An 18346-nucleotide genomic window follows, 5' to 3' on the forward strand; every position below is an offset into this window, starting at 1 on the left:
AGCATGAAGCCCCCCTCGAGATGAGATTTCCCATCACTTTATGTGAGTAAGATCCCTGAAAGATGATCAGGTAGATAGGTCTGAGGTGGAAGCGTGGCGACACGTGCAGCTGACAGATACTAATCGATCGAGGACTTAACCACAATTTATAGCGAACTCGGAATACTTTCTTTTCTTCAGAAACTTTATCTAGTTTTGAGAGAACGATGTTCTTTCAACTTCATACATAGTCTGGTGATTAAGGCGAAGAGGTCACACCCGTTCCCATGCCGAACACGGAAGTTAAGCTCTTCAGCGCCGATGGTAGTTGGGGGATCTCCCCCTGTGAGAGTAGGACGTCGCCAGGCAAATGAGAGGGTACCCTGACGGGTGCTCTTTTTTTATGTGTTTTTGAAAGAAATGAAACCGAAAGGTTTAGAGAGGACTTACCCGGAAACTTCTCAAAAGCAGGAGCGAGGGTGGGGAGGAGCAAGAAGGTCGAGGACGTGAGGGAGAGAGCACCGGAATGGGCTCTGCCCATGAGGATGTGAACGAGCGAAGCGGACGAAGAGATTCGCCGCTCATCGCCGGCCGAGCCTTCAGTGCCGATGGTAGTTGGGCCTCCCCCTGTGAGGGTAGTTGGGCCTCCCCCTGTGAGAGTAGGACGTCGCCAAGCAAAATGAAGAGGGTACCCTGATGGGTGCTCTTTTTTGTGTTTAAAGAGAGGTGAAACCGAAAGGTTTGGAGAGATTCTTTCCTAAATATTCATCAAAAGCAGGAGCGAGGTCGGGGAGGGGCACGAAGGTCAAGGACGGTACTCTTTGATATGTAAACGTACCCCTACAGAGAGATGTTTCTCTTTCTAGGGTAACAATCCTCACTTAATCGTGCCCTTACAGAGTGATAAATCCTCTTTCAGGGAAATATTCCTCCCCTTAGCTTGCCCATGTGCCTGATTTCCCTTCATAGCCGCCCAAAACTTTCACAGACACCTCTTTTAAAAATGGAACAAACAAAAACGCTTGGATATAACACCAAGCGTTATGTTTACCACATTGCTTTTTCTCTTACTGAAGTACAACCAGATCTTTTCTTCTATACACACTTAAAAACAGACCCATCACGAGTGATAGTTGAATGGTCGGGTTGAGCCCGTAACTGACAAAGGGAAGAAAGACGCTTGTGATAGGGAGAAGTCCAAGGCTCATGCCGATATTATAAAGGAATTGGACTGAAAAGAGGGTGACGCCCCCGACGATGGTCAGCTTTCCAAAAGGGTCCTTGAAGTCCGCTGCTCTTTTAATCATCCTGCTCATGATCAGGATGCCCACAAGGATTAAGCTGATACCGGCAAGCCAGCCGTAGTAGTAGGTAATGGTTGTGAAAGCAAAGTCGGTATGTGCTTCGGGTATGACCGCGCTGCCTCTGGGGTTGCCCAGCCAGCCAGCATCCATTAATAGCTCCCGCTGGTGTAAATAAATATAGCCGCTGTATTTTTCCGGATTGATGAAGGCGTACAGTCTTTCGAGTTGATACGGTTTTGCGGTGGTGAGCATTCCGCAGAACAGCAGTATCATTCCTCCTGCCCCCAGGCTGATGACTTTTCTTTTTGCCTTGAGGCGGTACCAAAGCAGAGTGAATACTGTCAGAGAGTAAACGATTACTCCTGGTACGCTTGGAATGGCCATCAAGACCAGCACACTCAGTCCGAATAAAATCGGTGTCAGCCAGAAGTGCAACTGTTTTTCTCCAAGGAGAATAACCCAGCACAAAACTAAGGCTGTTATGACGGTATTGCTGTCAAATGTAAGACTGGCGATACGAAAATAAGCAGAACCGTTGATGGTGGTATTAGGAAAAAAGGTTATCGCTGTTATCATCAGCGCAGTAACAGAATAAATCCACCACTTAAATCTTTGGAGTTTCCGGTAATCCAGATACATCAGCGCAGCCACGATAATGGCCCCAAGGAAAAGGTAAATCAATTTTTTTGTAAAATAATCACCATCATTAAACAGCTCTTGATTTATATTTAACGTAGGAAGGACTCCGATGCCAGAGATCAAGATGAGCAGTCCGATCATCAGCCAATCTATCTTGGGACGATGAAGCTCATTCATTTTCATGCCGAGCCGTTCGGGGCTGCCCATTTCCTTGATTACTTTCTCTTCTGCTTCGAGCTCTGTTAAACCTTTTGCAGTCCAGTGCTTTATTTCTTTTTCCATGTGATAATCCAGCTCTTTTTTTACATATACTTTAGCTTCTTTCGATCTGACATACATGGTGACTCTTTCTAGAAATTCTCCTGTTCGTTTTTTCACCGTTCTACTCTCCCTCCAATAGGGCTTTATAGGAGTGTTTCTTCTTTTCTTTGTTTCTTAACTTTTTCCTGCCCTGCTCAGTTAAGCGGTACAGCTTTTTTTCTTCACTCCACTGGGAAACAATGAGTCTGTTGTTTTCTAGGGAGTGAAGATTGGTATAGAGTAAGCCCTGGTTTTCTTTAAAATTGTTGATTCCCCGGGTGCAAAGTTGCTGGAACACTTCATGTCCTGTTTTCTCTGTTGTTAGAATTTGGAGAATATGATCAGTTAATTGTTCTTTTGGTGCAGCAGTTTGATGGATGGTCTTTTTCAACCTATCTTTCTTTTCTTCTGTAAACGGATGTCGTTTAAATGTTCCTTCTTCCATGATTGTCCGCAATCTCTTTAAACGGTCTTCCATTATGGATTCACCAGCCTTTTTTTGATCAACTGCTTCGCTCGTCTTAATCTTGTTTTTACCGTATTTTCTTTTACATTGAGCAACTGGGCGATTTCTTTGATTGGCAATTCTTCATAGTAATAGAGGTAGATAATCTCGCGATACTTCAATGGCAGGTTCATCACTGCAGTCTCCAGTTCCCTGTCCTCTTCGCTTTGAATAATTTCTTTCTCTACTGACGTGCTCGAAACCATGTAGTTGAATGTTGATTCATCCCGGGTGAACACTTTTCTTTTATACCAGCTTTTCAGGTAGTCCTTGCAATGATTGGCCGCAATCCTCCAAATCCAGGTGAGCAAGGAGGATTGACCCGCAAAGGTATCAAGCTTATGGAACACCTTGATAAAAATTTCTTGTGTAAGGTCGTCGGCAAGCTGTTCATCACGAACATAGGAGAATACCAGCCGCCAAACTTCCGCACCGTATTGATCTATCACTTCATCGATTGTCATTTCATTTACCATACTCTCTATTATGTCCTCCACTGTCTTCCCTCCTATACTATAGACGAGTTCAGGTGGGGAGAGGTTTTTCTTTTTTTATTTTTGTTTCATGAGCCTCTGAAATAAAGGATTATCTTTGAAGATATAGAATTAATGAAGTTTATTATGTTTTTTATAAAGGAGAATATAGGAATGGAAATAAGAATAGATGATTTGACAGGAAGTGAAGTTAAGGAGTTGATCATGGACCATCTTCAGGACATGGCAATCCATTCACCGGCTGAGAGCAGGCATGCTCTTAATCTTGATGGTTTGCGGAAGCCTGAGGTTACATTCTGGAGTGCCTGGGAAGGTAAGGAATTGGTTGGCTGCGGTGCTCTTAAAGAATTGGATTCACGGCATGGGGAAATAAAATCGATGAAGACCTCATCCCGCCATTTAAGGAAAGGGGTTTCTAAAAGAGTGCTTCTACACATTATTGAAGAGTCAAGGAAACGGGGATATACAAGGCTCAGTCTGGAAACGGGATCCATGGCTGCTTTTGAGCCTGCAAGGAAGTTGTATGAGCGTTTTGGCTTTAGCTATTGTGAGCCTTTTGCGGATTATAAGGAAGATACCAACAGCACATTCATGATGTTAGAGTTATAAAGGTTAAGAGAAACACGGTTTTAACTCTAAAAATATGATTGACTTTTCTGTCTTTTTGGCATACTCTTTACTTTATGTATTCAGAGTCCGGATAGTAAGTCTTTCTTTGCAAATATGGAATCCTCAGACCTCTTCCACCCTAGTTCCTCTTCATCTCTCCTTGCATAAGGCTTCACTTCTTTATCATGTACTCTATCAAAAAACTGTTTATTCATTAGAAAGGGTGGGAGACATGTATACTCCGACTGCAGCAAGTAAAGAGGTTCATGATCTTCTTGCCGCCTTTTATGTTCATTTGGAAGATGCGATATTAATTTCACGGTTTGATGATAATTTCAAGGATTGTTTTTTTTGTGGATGCGAACCCTGCTGCTTACCGGCTCCTCGGGTATGAAAAGGAAGAATTGTTAGAAATGGATCCCGAAGTGATGCTGTTTGGCAATATAAGCAGAAGATTGTTCAATTTCATGAAAGAACAGTTCATCGAAACGAAGCAGGCATCACACGAAATGGAGATGAAGACGAGCAATGGCCAAAAGGTATTAGTAGAAATCAAGTCATCCATGCTTGAATTTCAAGGAGAGATATATGTCCTTAGTACACTTCAAGATATTGAACTGAAAAAAGAGATGTAGGATGAGTGGCTTGCTGAGAAAAATCTGACCGTGGAACTCCTGGATGGTGTTCAGGCCTATATCATCATTATGGACCAAAGTGGATACATCGTCAGTATGAACAAGTACTTTGAATCTAAGACAGGCTATACGTCTGATGAATTGCAGGGCAAGCCGATTTGGAATTTGCTTATCGATGATTCTCAAACGGAATCATTTTTAAGGATTTTCCAAAACGGCTTGGAGCCGGGAGAAACCTATGAAAACTGCTGGGTATCAAAAGGTGGGGAGCATCTCTATGTTCAGTGGTCTGTATCCCCTATTAGTGATGGCGGTTACGACAGAGGATATTTAATCGGAACAGGAATCGATATTTCACAACGAAAAGTATATGAGAAGACTTTACTGGAGAGTACGGAAAAGTACCGCAGCCTTGTCGAGGATAACCCTGATGGAATTATTTTTTTGGGAGAGAACAATTTAATCTATTTGAATAATGAAGCTCAAGCTATTTTGGGCTATCACGCTAAAGTGGCTGAGAGAAGTTCTTTGGTTTCAAGGATTCATCCATATGATAGAGAAAAGGCAGCCGCCTATTTTGAAGATTTGCTGAGCAGGGAATCTTTGTCCCATCATACTATTGACCTGGAGATAATCCGACCCGATTCAACCAGAGTGATTGTGGAGGTCAAGGGAATCACCAGTCAGTCACATAAGGAGAACTGTATCCATCTTGTCATTAAGGATGTAAGCTTACAGAAGAACGCAGAGAATAATCTGCTGAAGATGAATCGACAGATGGAAAATGTTCTGAGCTCAACAGATGAAATCATCATCGGCCTTTGCAAGGATATGCGGGTGAGCTTCGTCAATCATTCTTTAGTGAAGCTGCTGCCAATGGAACAAAATGAGCTTATCGGCATGCCGGGACAGCAGCTGTTTGATTTGCTGTCAGCGTTAGGCAAAGAGCGGAAGCCAATCAATTTCTTAGAATTGCTATATGGAGATCAAACAGAAGAGGTACTGCTTTTTTTAGATGAAACAAGGAAGTACTTTGAGATAAAGGTTGTTCCTTTGGGGTTTGAAGAGGGAGCTTTAATGACAATGTATGATATTACCGACCGTGTATTGCTCAACAGGCAAAGGGAGAAGTATTATGAAGCGATAGCGTGCGGCATTACGGTACAGGATCAAAACGGCAGAATCCTTTATGCTAATCAAAATGCCGCTGATATTATTGGTTTTGAGAAGGATGAGATCAAGCATATTAACGCCGACAGCCACAATTGGCGGTTGGTTAATGAATGTGGAGAAGAACTCCGCCTCGAAGACCACCCCTGGAAAAAGACGGTCAGGACCAGGAAAGAAATCAACAACTTTGTCATGGGCTTTGACCACCCTAAATACAAGGATAAAAGATGGATCATTGTCGATACACGGAATGTGCTTGAGGAAGACTCTGAAGAAAAGGTCATTGCGACTTTTCATGATATTACGGCAAAAGTAGAACTTGATAGAATCATGAGAGAGAAGGAAAAACTCGCTTTGGCAGGACAGCTGGCTGCAGGGGTGGCGCATGAGGTTAAGAATCCCCTGACAAGCAGCCTTGGTTTTCTAAAGTTGATGAAGGACGAAAAGAAGGTTAATGATGATTATCTTGGAATCGTGTTAGAAGAATTGGAAAGCATCAACACGGTGACAAGTGAATTTTTGACTTTGGCCGAGCCGCAATCCGCCAAGTGGGAGAAGCTTTCTCTAGTGGATGATATCCTCACTCCTATCATAGATTCACTGGAATCACAGCTAGCTGATAGAAAAGTGAAGATCAACTTTCTGTTGAATCCTTCCCGGCAGTTCATCGTTGGGGTGAAGGATCAGATCAAGCGGTTGTTCTTGAACATCTTCAAAAATAGTATTGAAGCGATGCCCGGCGGCGGGAATATTGACGTATCGGTGATTCGTGAAGACCAGTTCATTGTGGTGAGAATCAAGGATACGGGTACAGGGATTGCCCCTGACAGGTTAAAACATTTGGGAGAACCTTTCTATTCCATTAAAGAGAAAGGGACCGGGCTCGGTCTCCTCCTTTGCAAAAAAATTGCCCATGAACATAAAGGCAAGCTCGTCATCAAAAGCGTGCAGGGAAGAGGAACGATTGTTGAGGTCAGCCTGCCTTTGGGGATGGAGAAATAGGGGCAGAGTGTTATATCAAATGGCTTTCATAGAAATGTTCAATAGATGGAGGACGAAATGTTTATGATTTCGTCCTTTTCTTTATTTGTTAGAAGACTAGAGTGAATAGTTCTTTATCCACTTCATTCTTTTAACTTTCATGTTAATAGTGATTGGAGCGGAAGGTGTTCGATCTCCTGCGGGACTAGCGGGACAGGTGAGACCCCGCAGGCGAAGCTGAGGAGGCTCACCGCCCGCCCCGCGGAGTCGGACGCCTGCAGCGGAAAGCACTACACGGATTGACATCTATTGATACTTTTAATAAATATTTTCTCCTAACTAATCTAGTTAAGGAAATCCCACTCTCTTTTTTACATAATTAAGGAATGGCCGGTTAACGGTTCACAAAAAGGGGAATTTCTAGTAGAGTAAGTAGAAATCGCGGATGGCTGTTTGAATGGAAAGAAACCTGCTGTCCGGACTTGAAGAGGAGGAGAAAGGTTTGCTGGAAAACAGTTACATCATGGTCGCCATCATCCTGATCATTAATATAGTGTACGTTTCATTTTTCACGATCCGCATGATCCTGACGTTGAAGGGTTACCGGTATATTGCCGCATTCGTCAGCATGTTTGAAGTCGTCATCTATGTTGTGGGGCTTGGCCTTGTGCTTGATAACCTGAATGAGATCCAGAACCTGGTCGCCTATGCAGTCGGATACGGGCTTGGTGTCATAGCCGGGATGAAAATCGAAGAGAAGCTTGCCCTGGGCTACATCACGGTAAATGTGATTACGGCGGACTATGATAAAGCCCTTCCGGAGAAATTGAGAACGAAGGGATATGGGGTGACCAACTGGGCTGCCCACGGACTTGAAGGGGACCGGATGGCCATGCAGATCCTGACGCCGAGAAAGAATGAAGTGAAACTGTATCAGACCATAAAGGAATTGGATCCCAAAGCATTCATCATTGCGTATGAACCGAAGACGATCCACGGAGGGTTCTGGGTGAAGACCGTGAGAAAAATCAGAAAGGAAAACCTGCCTGCCAATGAGTAAAAATAAAAAGATGTTCGAAGTGGAAGAAAATGAAAGTATCGCAGCATGCTTGGACCGGATGAAACAGGAAGGATTTGCCCCTGTCAAAAGGATGGAGAAGCCTGTTTTTCATGAAGAAAAGAAAAATGGACAGGTTGAATATGTACCTGTCCGGCAAAAAATAATATTCGAAGGAAGAAAAATCGACTAAAATACGAACATTAATTTTCTGAAATTTATTATCGTTCGATTTTTCGTTGACAGTTACGCTGTAGTGTTGATATGATGAAATCAACAAGTAAACACCCTCATATAATCTTGGGAATATGGCCCATAAGTATCTACCCGGTTACCGTAAATGATCGGACTATGAGGGAAAGTAGCTGTCTGGAGAACACGGCCAAGGACCATCCATTTTTGGGACCGGTTTCTTGTCCGTAGTGCCCGGGTTAACTGCTTTCTCTCATGAGAAGCGTTAATCCGGGCTTTTGTTTTTTGAAATATACATAAATGCCTTTACCGCTTTAAAGCAATGGGGGACTGTCCCCCGCCGCTTTAAAGCGGTAAAGAATAATAGATTTCAGGAGGTAGCGAGATGCAGCCAAAAGTTGGAGTGATCATGGGAAGTACTTCTGATTGGAAAACGATGAAGCATGCTTGTGATATTCTTGATGAGTATAGTATTCCTTACGAGAAAAAAGTAGTTTCTGCTCATAGAACCCCTGATTTGATGTTTGATTTTGCGGAAAGCGCCAGGGGAAGAGGGCTCAAGGTCATCATCGCGGGTGCCGGCGGGGCAGCACATCTTCCGGGGATGGCGGCAGCCAAGACAACTCTTCCTGTTATCGGGGTCCCTGTCCAATCGAAAGCATTGAACGGCCTCGATTCACTTTTATCCATCGTTCAAATGCCTGGCGGTGTACCGGTTGCAACGGTGGCAATCGGGGAAGCGGGTGCGAAGAATGCCGGACTGCTGGCAGCACAGATCCTTTCCACGGGGGATGAGGAGCTGGCATTGAAACTGGACAATAACCGTGAAGCACTCAGACAAAAAGTGATGGAAAGCAGTGATGACCTTGAATAAAAAAGTGATTTATCCAGGACAGACAATCGGCATAATAGGCGGCGGACAGCTTGGCAGGATGATGGCACTGGCTGCAAAGGAATCGGGCTTCAGGGTTGCGGTTTTAGACCCGGGAAGCGATGGTCCATGTGCCCAGGTTGCAGATGAAGTGATCATTGCGGACTACGAGGACCGCGGAGCGCTGGAAAGGCTGGCTGAACTCAGCGACGTCATTACATATGAATTTGAAAATATAGATTATGAAGCACTGAAAGACCTTACCGAAAAGGCCTATGTCCCGCAGGGAGCGGAATTGATCCGCATCACCCAGAACCGGATTGCGGAGAAGGAAGCCCTTGTCTACGGCGGTGTGGAAGTTGCTCCATATGAAGTCATACTAAGTGAACAAGAGATTGAAGAGAAAGCAGAGAAACTCGGCTATCCTGTTGTCTTGAAGACAGCCAGGGGAGGCTACGATGGAAAAGGGCAGGTCGTGCTCTATGAACCGGCTGATATTGAAAAAGTAGCTGGCCTTCTGGCTAACGGCCCATGTGTTTTAGAAAAATGGATGTCCTTTGATAAAGAAGTGTCTGTCATTGTGACGAGGAACCCTTCCGGAGAGCTGAGTGTATTCCCGGCTGTGGAGAACATCCACAAAGACAATATTCTTCACCAGACAATTGCACCGGCAAGAATAAGTGAAGCGGCCAATGAGAAGGCTGTTAATACAGCGAAAAAAGTGGCAGAGACACTGGATATGGTGGGTACACTGGCCGTTGAAATGTTCCTGACCAAAACAGGTGAGATCTATGTGAATGAACTGGCACCGCGCCCGCATAACTCCGGACACTTCTCAATCGAGGCATGCGAGACTTCACAGTTTGCCCAGCATATCCGCGCAATCTGCGACTGGCCCTTGAAAGGCACGGATATCATCAAGCCGGCAGTCATGGTCAATATCTTGGGAGAGCATCTTGATGGTGTCGTGAAGAGCATCCCGCTCCAGCCGGACTGGTCCATTCATCTGTATGGAAAAGATGAAGCAAAGGCCAAGCGCAAGATGGGGCATGTCACAGTTCTGACGAACGATATAGAGAAGACGTTAACCGAATTAAACGAAACAGATATCTGGAACAGTAAAGAAATGATCGGAGGAAAACAATCATGATTGAACGTTATACACGCCCGGAAATGGGAGCGATTTGGACAGAGGAGAACCGCTTCCAGGCATGGCTTGAAGTAGAAATCCTGGCATGTGAGGCATGGGCGGAACTTGGGGATATCCCGAAAGAAGATGTCGCGAAAATAAGAGAAAACGCGGGCTTCAATGTGGACCGCATCAAAGAAATCGAAGAAGAAACACGTCATGATGTGGTTGCTTTTACAAGAGCGGTTTCTGAAACACTTGGGGAAGAGCGTAAGTGGGTCCATTACGGTTTGACTTCTACGGACGTCGTTGACACAGCTTTGTCTTATGTCCTGCGCCAGGCTAATGGGATTATCTTAAAGGACCTTGAGAACTTTATCGAAATACTGAAAAATAAAGCAATTGAACATAAAGATACGGTCATGATGGGCAGAACGCATGGTGTCCATGCAGAGCCGACGACATTCGGCTTGAAGCTTGCTCTATGGTACGAAGAAATGAAGAGAAACCTTGAACGTTTCAAGGACGCTGCGGCTGGTGTTGAATTCGGCAAAATCTCCGGAGCAGTCGGAACATACGCCAATATCGATCCGTTTGTTGAGTCCTTCGTGTGTGAAAAGCTTGGATTGTCACCGGCACCGGTTTCAACACAGACCCTGCAGCGTGACCGCCATGCGCATTACATGAGTACCATCGCATTGATCGCGACATCGATTGAAAAATTCGCAGTTGAAATCCGCGGTCTGCAAAAGAGTGAAACGCGTGAAGTGGAAGAGTTCTTCGCGAAAGGCCAAAAAGGATCTTCGGCAATGCCTCATAAGCGCAACCCGATTGGATCTGAGAATATGACGGGAATGGCGCGCGTCATCCGCGGTTACATGATGACAGCTTATGAAAATGTACCGCTTTGGCATGAGCGTGACATCTCTCATTCTTCTGCTGAGCGGGTGATCCTTCCGGATGCGACAATCGCGCTGAACTATATGCTGAACCGTTTCAGCAATATCGTGAAGAACTTGACTGTTTATCCTGAGAATATGAAACGCAACATGGACCGTACGCTCGGCCTGATTTATTCTCAGCGTGTCCTGCTTGCTTTGATCGACAAGGGAATGGCGCGTGAAGCAGCGTATGACACGGTACAGCCAAAAGCGATGGAAGCATGGGAAAAACAAGTGCCTTTCCGTTCGCTGATTGAAGAAGAAGAGGCGATCACATCCAGGCTGTCACCAGCTGAGATCGATGACTGCTTCGACTACAATCATCATCTGAAGCACGTGGATACAATTTTTGAACGCTGCGGTTTGAAATAATTAGATAAAGGAAGAGAGGGGTCTCTTCCTTTTTTTACAAAACATAGACTGAAGATTGCTAATATTCGGAGTTATTTAATGCTTTAAAGCGCTAAGAGGGACTGTCCCTCTTAGTACTTTAAAGCGGTGAAGCGAGTGGATTTCAGTATAGAAAAGGGGATCTCGGGATGGAAAAACAGGGTCTTTTATACGAAGGGAAAGCGAAGAGGATCTACAGTACGGAAAACAACGAAGAGGTTTGGGTGGAATACAAGGATTCGGCTACTGCTTTCAATGGGGAAAAGAAAGCGGAAATCGGCGGTAAAGGCGTTTTGAATAACGAGATTAGCAGTCTGCTGTTTTCAAAGCTGAAAGACAAGGGGATCGGGAGTCATTTCATCAAAAGGATTTCAGAGCATGAGCAGCTCGTAAAACGGGTGGAGATCATTCCTCTGGAAGTTGTGGTCAGAAATGTTGCGGCCGGAAGTTTAGCGAAAAGACTTGGTTTGGAAGAAGGAACGGCTCTGAAGCACAGCATCGTCGAGTTTTATTTTAAAGATGACGATCTCGGCGACCCGCTGCTGACGGAAGCTCATATCGAACTGCTTGAGCTGGCAGACCGGGAAGAGGTTGAGTTCCTTAAAATTCAAGGGTTAAAAGTGAATGAGGTTTTACAAGGGATTTTTTCCGAAATCGGTGTGAAGCTGATCGATTTCAAATTGGAGTTCGGGAAAGACAGCGAAGGAAACATTATGCTTGCTGACGAGATTTCACCCGACACCTGCAGGCTTTGGGATATCGAAACGAACGAGAAGCTTGATAAGGATGTGTTCCGCAGGGACTTGGGCAATCTGACAGACGTATATTCTATTATTCTTGAGAGACTGGGAGGAAAAGAAGCATGTACAAAGTAAAGGTATTCATCACATTAAGAGAGAGCGTATTGGATCCGCAGGGAAAGGCTGTCCAGAATTCGCTTCACAGCATGGATTACAACCAGGTGGAAGATGTGCGCATCGGGAAGTATATGGAACTGACAATCTCACCTTCTGACAAGAGTGTGGAAGAAGCTGTAGACGAAATGTGCAGCAAGCTTTTGGCGAATCCGGTCATCGAGGATTACCGCTATGAAATCGAGGAGTTGGTCGGCCAATGAAGTTCGCTGTGATCGTATTTCCAGGGTCGAACTGTGACATCGATATGTACCATGCCATCAAAGACGAAATCGGTGAAGAAGTTGAATACGTTTGGCATGATGCAGATAATCTAGAAGACTATGATGCTATCCTTCTGCCGGGTGGATTCTCTTATGGAGACTACCTGCGCTGCGGTTCCATTGCCCGCTTTTCAAATGTAATGGCTGAAGTGGTGAAAGCAGCTGAAGCCGGAAAACCTGTACTTGGTGTCTGCAACGGCTTCCAGATTTTATTGGAAGCAGGTCTACTTCCGGGGGCTCTCCTGCGGAATGACGGCTTGAAATTCATCTGCCGCACTGTCCCGTTGAAAGTGGAGAACAACAATACAATGTTCACTGGCGGATATGTGAATGGGGAAGTCCTGAACATCCCGGTTGCCCATGGTGAAGGGAATTATTATTGTGATGACGCGACTTTGGAAGAATTGCAGAATCATAACCAGATTGTTTTTACCTATGAAGGAAACAATCCGAACGGCAGTATTTCCGATATTGCCGGGATTACGAATAAAGCTGGAAATGTCCTTGGAATGATGCCTCACCCGGAGAGGGCGATGGATGAATTGCTTGGAAGCGCTGATGGACGGAAACTATTTCAATCAATTGTAAAGCACTGGAGGGAACAACATGCCGTTAATGCTTGAACCGAATGAAACCAGAATCAAGACTGAGAAAATCTACCGCGAGATGGGTCTGACGGATGAAGAGTTCACGATGGTGGAGAACATCCTCGGAAGAACACCTAATTATACAGAGACTGGGCTTTTCTCGGTTATGTGGTCGGAGCATTGCAGCTACAAAAACTCAAAACCAGTCCTGAAGAAATTCCCTGTCACTGGAGAAAAAGTTCTTCAAGGGCCCGGGGAAGGAGCAGGTATTGTTGACATCGGAGACCAGCAAGCAGTTGTTTTCAAAATTGAAAGCCATAATCACCCGTCAGCGATTGAGCCTTATCAAGGGGCGGCAACGGGTGTCGGCGGAATTATACGCGATGTATTTTCAATGGGGGCGCGACCTGTCGCACTACTCAACTCTCTACGCTTTGGAGAATTGGATTCTCCTCGTGTTAAGTACCTTTTTGAGGAAGTAGTCGCAGGGATTGCGGGCTACGGAAACTGTATCGGGATTCCGACTGTCGGCGGGGAAGTTCAGTTCGACTCCGCATATGAAGGCAACCCTCTTGTCAACGCTATGTGCGTAGGGTTAATCAACCATGAGGATATTCAAAAGGGCGTTGCACATGGAACAGGCAATACAGTGATGTACATTGGGGCTAAAACAGGCCGTGACGGTATCCACGGGGCAACTTTTGCTTCAGAAGAGCTTGGAGAAGAGTCTGAAGAGAAACGCCCTGCAGTTCAGGTGGGCGATCCGTTCATGGAAAAACTTCTTTTGGAAGCATGCCTTGAGTTGATTAAATCAGACGCTCTTATCGGCATTCAGGATATGGGGGCAGCCGGCATTACAAGTTCATCTGCAGAAATGGCGAGCAAAGCCGGTTCCGGTATCGAAATGGACCTTGACCTTGTCCCGCAGCGAGAGAAAGATATGACTCCATATGAAATGATGCTTTCCGAGTCTCAGGAAAGAATGCTGATCGTCGTGGAAAAAGGACGCGAAGCAGAAATCGAAGAGATCGTTTCTAAATATGACCTGGATGCAGTGGCGATCGGCCGGGTGACAGATGATAAAAAGCTCAGGCTTCTTCATAAAGGCGAAGTTGTTGCGGATGTGCCTGTTGATGCCCTGGCTGAAGATGCACCGGTATATCAGAAGCCTTCCCAGGAGCCTGCTTATTATAAAGAGTTCCAGGAAATGAATGTTGAAGTTCCAAGTGTGATTGATTATAAAGATACATTAAAAGAACTGCTTTCGCAGCCGACGATTGCGAGCAAGGAATGGGTGTATGACCAGTACGATCACCAGGTCCGTACAAACACAGTCGTCTGCCCGGGTTCCGATGCAGCCGTCATCCGCATCAGAGGTACGAAAAAAGCACTTGCCATGACGACGGATTGTAACTCCCGCTACCTTTATCTTGATCCTGAAGTAGGCGGTAAAATTGCTGTGGCTGAAGCGGCGCGCAATATCGTCTGCTCAGGCGGTGTGCCTCTGGCCATCACAGACTGCCTGAATTTCGGAAATCCTGAAAAGCCTGAGATTTTCTGGCAGATCGAGAAAGCCGTTGATGGGATGAGCGAGGCTTGCCGTACGCTTTCTACACCGGTCATCGGAGGAAATGTTTCCCTTTATAATGAATCAAAAGGCAAAGCGGTCTATCCGACACCGGTTGTCGGCATGGTCGGTCTTGTTGAAGACCTTTCACATATTACGACTCAGCAGTTCAAGGCTGCCGGGGACTTAATCTATGTGATCGGTGAAGCAAGTGAAGAGTTTGGCGGAAGCGAGCTTCAGAAAATGATGTACGGAAAGATTTTCGGTAAATCGCCTGAACTGGATCTGGCCCTTGAACAGCAGAGACAGGAAGCTTTGTTGAATGCAATCCGCAGCGGTTACGTTGCATCTGCCCACGATATTGCAGAGGGCGGCCTTGCAGTAGCGATGGCGGAATCCACTTTCGGAACAGAAGGACTGGGCGCGACAATCAGAATCGGTGATCACCTGACAGCTGAGTTGTTCAGTGAGACACAGTCCCGCTTTATCGTTTCTGTTAAAAAAGAATTCCAGGAACAGTTTGAAGAGGCGGTTGCCGATGCGAAGCTGGTTGGTGAAGTGAATGAGTCATCTTATCTTAAAATCGTAAATCAGGACGGGAAAGTTGTCCTGCTTTCAACAGTGGAAGAATTGGAAACAGCTTGGAAAGGAGCTATCCCATGCTTGCTGAAATCAAAGGCTTAAATGAAGAATGCGGTGTCTTTGGCATTTGGGGGAACAGCAATGCGGCACAACTGACCTATTACGGACTGCACAGCCTGCAGCACCGCGGGCAGGAAGGCGCGGGGATTGTCGTAACAGATGGTGAGAAGCTTACTGGTGTGAAAGGTGAAGGCCTTGTCACGGAAGTATTCCAGCAAGGTGCGATTGACGGTCTGACTGGCAAAGCGGCCATCGGACATGTGCGTTATGCAACAGCAGGAGGCGGCGGATATGAGAATGTCCAGCCTCTCCTTTTCCATTCCGGAAACGGAAGCCTGGCGCTGGCCCATAACGGAAACCTTGTGAATGCCAATGCTTTGAAGCATCAGCTTGAAAGTCAAGGGAGTATTTTTCAAACAAGTTCTGATACAGAAGTGCTGGCTCACTTGATCAAAAGAAGCGGTTTTCCGACATTGAAGGATCGGGTCAAGAATGCGTTGACGATGCTGAAGGGAGCCTATGCTTTCATCATCATGACGGAAACGGAAATGATGGTGGCGCTGGATCCGAATGGCTTGAGGCCGTTGTCGCTCGGTATGATCGGTGATTCTTATTGTGTCGCATCGGAAACATGTGCTTTTGATATTACAGGTGCTGAGTTCATCCGCGATGTGGAGCCGGGGGAATTACTGATCATCAATGATGAGGGCATTACTTCCGAAAAATTTACGATTTCTTGCGGAACGTCCATTTGCACAATGGAATATGTTTATTTTTCAAGACCGGACAGCAATATTCACGGCATCAATGTTCACAGTGCGAGAAAACGCATGGGCATGCAGCTGGCGAAGGAAGCACCGATTGAAGCAGACGTTGTGACAGGTGTCCCGGACTCCAGTATTTCAAGCGCAATCGGCTATGCGGAAGCTTCCGGCATCCCTTATGAAATGGGTTTGATCAAGAACCGTTATGTCGGCAGGACATTCATCCAGCCTTCCCAGTCACTTAGGGAGCAGGGGGTAAAGATGAAGCTTTCACCGGTAAGGGGCGTTGTTGAAGGTAAGCGTGTCGTGATGGTGGATGACTCGATTGTCCGCGGTACGACCAGCCGGAGGATCGTGACGATGCTGAAGGAAGCCGGTGCGACGGAAGTCCATGTGGTCATCAGCTCGCCGCCGATCAAGAACCCCTGTTACTACGGAATTGACACCAGCACCCATGAAGAACTGATTGCCAGCACCCGCTCAGTGGAGGAAATCAGGGAAATCATCGGGGCTGATTCATTGACCTTTTTAAGTACGGAAGGAATGGTGGAAGCAGTCGGCCGGAAGGATTCTTCTGAAAACAGGGGGCACTGCCTTGCCTGTTTTACAGGGAGATACCCGACAGAAATTTACCCGGATACCCTTCATCCTTATGAAAAAGAGCTTGTACGCTAGGAGGAACGAAAATGGCTAATGCTTATAAAAATGCCGGTGTTGATATTGATGCCGGCTATGAATCGGTGAACCGGATCAAGAAGCACGTGGAACGGACGAAGCGCAAGGGAATGCTCGGTTCCTTGGGCGGATTTGGCGGGATGTTCGACCTTTCAGAGCTCGGATTGAAAGAGCCTGTACTCGTTTCGGGGACAGATGGCGTCGGGACAAAACTTAAGCTCGCCTTCATGGCCGATAAACATGACACAATCGGAATCGACTGCGTGGCCATGTGTGTGAACGATATCGTCGTCCAGGGCGCGGAGCCTTTATATTTCCTGGACTACATTGCTTGCGGAAAAGCCCTTCCTGAAAAGATAGAGAACATCGTCAAAGGGGTCGCGGACGGATGTGAAATGGCAGGTGCCGGACTTGTTGGCGGTGAAACAGCCGAGATGCCGGGACTTTACGAAGCGGATGAGTATGATATCGCCGGCTTTGCCGTAGGTGCATGCGAAAAAGGCCAAATCGTTACAGGCGATGAAATTTCTGAAGGAAATATGTTAGTCGGCCTGGCTTCCAGTGGTATACATAGTAATGGATACTCTTTAGTCAGAAAAGTGTTTTTTGAAGATCATTCTTACGATTTGAATACGTATATACCGCAGCTGGGTTCGCCGCTTGGAGAAGCTTTGCTTGCGCCGACAAAGATTTATGTGAAACCGGTTTTGGCAGCCATGAAGAAATTCTCCATCAAAGGCATGTCCCACATTACCGGAGGGGGATTCATTGAGAACATCCCGAGGATGCTGCCTGAAGGTTTAGGGGCGGATATCGATCCGGCAAAGTGGGAAATGCCTGAAATTTTTAATCTCTTGGAAGAATTGGGATGCATTCCCCACGCAGAAATGTACAACATTTTTAATATGGGGATCGGATTCGTCATTGCCGTCGATGCCTCCGAGGCAGAAGAAGCAGTAAGGTTTTTCAACGAAATCGGTGAAGAGGCATATCTGATCGGCAAGGTAACTTCCGGCGATGGAGTCCGAATCATTGAAGGAGAAGGGCAGCAGGATTAAAATGGGATTGATGCCGCTTTGGCAGGCCTTCCCCATTTTGCCTTCGCCTTCGTAAAATAAGCTTCGGCAGAAATGGGGACGAAAAATGAAGAAAATAGCAGTATTCGCTTCTGGAAGCGGAACGAACTTTCAATCGATTGTCGACTCAGTACATAGCGGAAAACTTCAGGCGAAGGTGGAAATCCTTGTTTGCGACAAGCCCGATGCCTTTGTCATTGAAAGGGCCAAAGCGGCAGGAATCGCGACCTTTGTCTTTAATCCAAAAGAATATAAGTCAAAACCGGATTTCGAAAGGGAAATTGCAGAGAAATTAGTGAGCAGGGGCATTGATTTCCTTGTGCTCGCCGGCTATATGAGACTGATCGGAAACGTCCTGCTGGAGCATTTCCCCGGCAGAATCGTGAACATCCATCCCTCGCTCCTGCCCTCTTTTCCAGGGAAGGATGCCATCGGCCAGGCGATTGATGCCGGTGTGAAGGTGACAGGGGTGACCGTCCATTTTGTTGATGAAGGGATGGATACCGGTCCCATCATCGCTCAGGAGGTAGTCCGGATTTCCCCTTTTGATAACAGGGAAACACTGCAGCAGAAGATCCAGGATGTCGAGCACCATCTGTATCCGGAGACATTGACACATCTATTCATGACATCGATACACAAAGTTTAATGACGATACTGCA

The 18346-nt window shown here is 46.1% G+C and carries 18 protein-coding genes, 2 rRNA genes and 1 riboswitch (1 of these 21 cut by a window edge); of the genes, 17 read left to right on the forward strand and 3 right to left on the reverse strand.

The annotated features are described in order from the left end of the window. Both ACOJQI_RS01775 and rrf read left to right on the forward strand, forming a co-directional pair. A 23S ribosomal RNA gene (locus ACOJQI_RS01775) occupies nucleotides 1-143 on the forward strand; it begins 2793 nt to the left of the window's first position. 87 nt (nucleotides 144-230) lie between these two features. Further along, a 5S ribosomal RNA gene (rrf, locus tag ACOJQI_RS01780) occupies nucleotides 231-347 on the forward strand. Between the two features lie 699 nt (nucleotides 348-1046). Here rrf and ACOJQI_RS01785 read toward each other — a convergent pair. Genes ACOJQI_RS01785 through ACOJQI_RS01795 form a run of 3 tightly spaced genes read right to left on the reverse strand, consistent with a single transcriptional unit; the run spans nucleotide 1047 to nucleotide 3203 of the window. Continuing rightward, nucleotides 1047-2300, reverse strand: coding sequence for an FtsW/RodA/SpoVE family cell cycle protein (locus ACOJQI_RS01785; protein ID WP_421382955.1), 1254 nt, complete (start codon nucleotides 2298-2300; stop codon nucleotides 1047-1049). A gap of 4 nt (nucleotides 2301-2304) precedes the next feature. Beyond that, nucleotides 2305-2700 carry a PadR family transcriptional regulator gene (locus tag ACOJQI_RS01790; RefSeq protein WP_421382957.1) on the reverse strand — a complete coding sequence of 132 codons (396 nt, stop codon included), beginning with the start codon at nucleotides 2698-2700 and terminating at the stop codon, nucleotides 2305-2307. Next, nucleotides 2700-3203: a sigma-70 family RNA polymerase sigma factor gene (locus ACOJQI_RS01795; protein ID WP_421385371.1), complete on the reverse strand. Its 504-nt coding sequence runs from the start codon at nucleotides 3201-3203 to the stop codon at nucleotides 2700-2702. The genes ACOJQI_RS01790 and ACOJQI_RS01795 overlap by 1 nt, the downstream gene beginning before the upstream one ends. 171 nt (nucleotides 3204-3374) lie before the next feature. Here ACOJQI_RS01795 and ACOJQI_RS01800 point away from each other — a divergent pair, with 171 nt between their 5' ends. The 15 genes from ACOJQI_RS01800 to purN all read left to right on the forward strand — a co-directional run bounded on the left by ACOJQI_RS01800 (nucleotide 3375) and on the right by purN (nucleotide 18333). Beyond that, on the forward strand, nucleotides 3375-3830 hold the full coding sequence (locus tag ACOJQI_RS01800; RefSeq protein ID WP_421382959.1) for a GNAT family N-acetyltransferase: 456 nt from the start codon (nucleotides 3375-3377) through the stop codon (nucleotides 3828-3830). A 326-nt stretch (nucleotides 3831-4156) separates the two neighbouring features. After that, entirely contained in the window at nucleotides 4157-4465 is a 309-nt protein-coding gene (locus ACOJQI_RS01805) for a PAS domain S-box protein (RefSeq protein ID WP_421385372.1), read from the forward strand. Between the two features lie 30 nt (nucleotides 4466-4495). Next, nucleotides 4496-6637, forward strand: coding sequence for a PAS domain S-box protein (locus tag ACOJQI_RS01810; protein WP_421382961.1), 2142 nt, complete (start codon nucleotides 4496-4498; stop codon nucleotides 6635-6637). A gap of 502 nt (nucleotides 6638-7139) precedes the next feature. Beyond that, nucleotides 7140-7676, forward strand: a complete 537-nt coding sequence (locus ACOJQI_RS01815; protein WP_421385373.1) for a DUF2179 domain-containing protein — start codon at nucleotides 7140-7142, stop codon at nucleotides 7674-7676. Next, nucleotides 7669-7866 (forward strand): NETI motif-containing protein, encoded by a 198-nt coding sequence (locus ACOJQI_RS01820; protein ID WP_421382963.1) that lies wholly within the window; start codon nucleotides 7669-7671, stop codon nucleotides 7864-7866. The genes ACOJQI_RS01815 and ACOJQI_RS01820 overlap by 8 nt, the downstream gene beginning before the upstream one ends. Before the next feature lie 77 nt (nucleotides 7867-7943). After that, a riboswitch (purine riboswitch) is annotated at nucleotides 7944-8045 on the forward strand. Nucleotides 8046-8250: 205 nt separating this feature from the next. Beyond that, nucleotides 8251-8739, forward strand: a complete 489-nt coding sequence (purE, locus tag ACOJQI_RS01825) for a 5-(carboxyamino)imidazole ribonucleotide mutase (RefSeq protein WP_421382965.1) — start codon at nucleotides 8251-8253, stop codon at nucleotides 8737-8739. Then, nucleotides 8726-9886: a 5-(carboxyamino)imidazole ribonucleotide synthase gene (gene purK / locus ACOJQI_RS01830; protein WP_421382967.1), complete on the forward strand. Its 1161-nt coding sequence runs from the start codon at nucleotides 8726-8728 to the stop codon at nucleotides 9884-9886. The genes purE and purK overlap by 14 nt, the downstream gene beginning before the upstream one ends. Further along, nucleotides 9883-11178, forward strand: a complete 1296-nt coding sequence (purB, locus tag ACOJQI_RS01835; protein ID WP_421382969.1) for an adenylosuccinate lyase — start codon at nucleotides 9883-9885, stop codon at nucleotides 11176-11178. Before purK ends, purB begins: the two co-directional genes overlap by 4 nt. A 167-nt stretch (nucleotides 11179-11345) precedes the next feature. Further along, nucleotides 11346-12071: a phosphoribosylaminoimidazolesuccinocarboxamide synthase gene (purC, locus tag ACOJQI_RS01840; protein ID WP_421382971.1), complete on the forward strand. Its 726-nt coding sequence runs from the start codon at nucleotides 11346-11348 to the stop codon at nucleotides 12069-12071. Next, nucleotides 12059-12313, forward strand: coding sequence for a phosphoribosylformylglycinamidine synthase subunit PurS (gene purS, locus ACOJQI_RS01845; protein WP_421382973.1), 255 nt, complete (start codon nucleotides 12059-12061; stop codon nucleotides 12311-12313). Before purC ends, purS begins: the two co-directional genes overlap by 13 nt. After that, entirely contained in the window at nucleotides 12310-12996 is a 687-nt protein-coding gene (gene purQ, locus ACOJQI_RS01850; RefSeq protein WP_421382975.1) for a phosphoribosylformylglycinamidine synthase subunit PurQ, read from the forward strand. The genes purS and purQ overlap by 4 nt, the downstream gene beginning before the upstream one ends. Next, nucleotides 12980-15211 (forward strand): phosphoribosylformylglycinamidine synthase subunit PurL, encoded by a 2232-nt coding sequence (gene purL / locus ACOJQI_RS01855; RefSeq protein ID WP_421382977.1) that lies wholly within the window; start codon nucleotides 12980-12982, stop codon nucleotides 15209-15211. The genes purQ and purL overlap by 17 nt, the downstream gene beginning before the upstream one ends. Next, nucleotides 15187-16608 (forward strand): amidophosphoribosyltransferase, encoded by a 1422-nt coding sequence (gene purF / locus ACOJQI_RS01860; RefSeq protein ID WP_421382979.1) that lies wholly within the window; start codon nucleotides 15187-15189, stop codon nucleotides 16606-16608. Before purL ends, purF begins: the two co-directional genes overlap by 25 nt. Before the next feature lie 11 nt (nucleotides 16609-16619). Beyond that, entirely contained in the window at nucleotides 16620-17666 is a 1047-nt protein-coding gene (gene purM / locus ACOJQI_RS01865; protein ID WP_421382981.1) for a phosphoribosylformylglycinamidine cyclo-ligase, read from the forward strand. A gap of 85 nt (nucleotides 17667-17751) precedes the next feature. Beyond that, complete coding sequence (purN, locus tag ACOJQI_RS01870) at nucleotides 17752-18333, forward strand: phosphoribosylglycinamide formyltransferase (protein ID WP_421382983.1); 582 nt, start codon at nucleotides 17752-17754, stop codon at nucleotides 18331-18333. The last annotated feature ends 13 nt before the right edge of the window (nucleotides 18334-18346 follow it).

The sequence above is a fragment of the Bacillus salacetis genome (genome assembly GCF_049177075.1).
In the GTDB taxonomy this organism is placed as follows: Bacteria; Bacillota; Bacilli; order Bacillales; family Bacillaceae_B; genus Rossellomorea; species Rossellomorea salacetis_A.

What these genes read in the sequence shown, in the direction of transcription:
- purM (WP_421382981.1), top strand. Translation starts at nt 16,620, where the DNA reads ATGGCTAATGCTTATAAAAATGCCGGTGTTGATATTGATGCCGGCTAT.
- purF (WP_421382979.1), top strand. Translation starts at nt 15,187, where the DNA reads ATGCTTGCTGAAATCAAAGGCTTAAATGAAGAATGCGGTGTCTTTGGC.
- ACOJQI_RS01815 (WP_421385373.1), top strand. Translation starts at nt 7,140, where the DNA reads ATGGTCGCCATCATCCTGATCATTAATATAGTGTACGTTTCATTTTTC.
- ACOJQI_RS01820 (WP_421382963.1), top strand. Translation starts at nt 7,669, where the DNA reads ATGAGTAAAAATAAAAAGATGTTCGAAGTGGAAGAAAATGAAAGTATC.
- ACOJQI_RS01790 (WP_421382957.1), bottom strand. Translation starts at nt 2,700, where the DNA reads ATGGAAGACCGTTTAAAGAGATTGCGGACAATCATGGAAGAAGGAACA.
- purS (WP_421382973.1), top strand. Translation starts at nt 12,059, where the DNA reads ATGTACAAAGTAAAGGTATTCATCACATTAAGAGAGAGCGTATTGGAT.
- purE (WP_421382965.1), top strand. Translation starts at nt 8,251, where the DNA reads ATGCAGCCAAAAGTTGGAGTGATCATGGGAAGTACTTCTGATTGGAAA.
- purC (WP_421382971.1), top strand. Translation starts at nt 11,346, where the DNA reads ATGGAAAAACAGGGTCTTTTATACGAAGGGAAAGCGAAGAGGATCTAC.
- ACOJQI_RS01800 (WP_421382959.1), top strand. Translation starts at nt 3,375, where the DNA reads ATGGAAATAAGAATAGATGATTTGACAGGAAGTGAAGTTAAGGAGTTG.
- purN (WP_421382983.1), top strand. Translation starts at nt 17,752, where the DNA reads ATGAAGAAAATAGCAGTATTCGCTTCTGGAAGCGGAACGAACTTTCAA.
- ACOJQI_RS01805 (WP_421385372.1), top strand. Translation starts at nt 4,157, where the DNA reads ATGATAATTTCAAGGATTGTTTTTTTTGTGGATGCGAACCCTGCTGCT.
- purK (WP_421382967.1), top strand. Translation starts at nt 8,726, where the DNA reads ATGACCTTGAATAAAAAAGTGATTTATCCAGGACAGACAATCGGCATA.
- purL (WP_421382977.1), top strand. Translation starts at nt 12,980, where the DNA reads ATGCCGTTAATGCTTGAACCGAATGAAACCAGAATCAAGACTGAGAAA.
- purB (WP_421382969.1), top strand. Translation starts at nt 9,883, where the DNA reads ATGATTGAACGTTATACACGCCCGGAAATGGGAGCGATTTGGACAGAG.
- purQ (WP_421382975.1), top strand. Translation starts at nt 12,310, where the DNA reads ATGAAGTTCGCTGTGATCGTATTTCCAGGGTCGAACTGTGACATCGAT.
- ACOJQI_RS01795 (WP_421385371.1), bottom strand. Translation starts at nt 3,203, where the DNA reads ATGGTAAATGAAATGACAATCGATGAAGTGATAGATCAATACGGTGCG.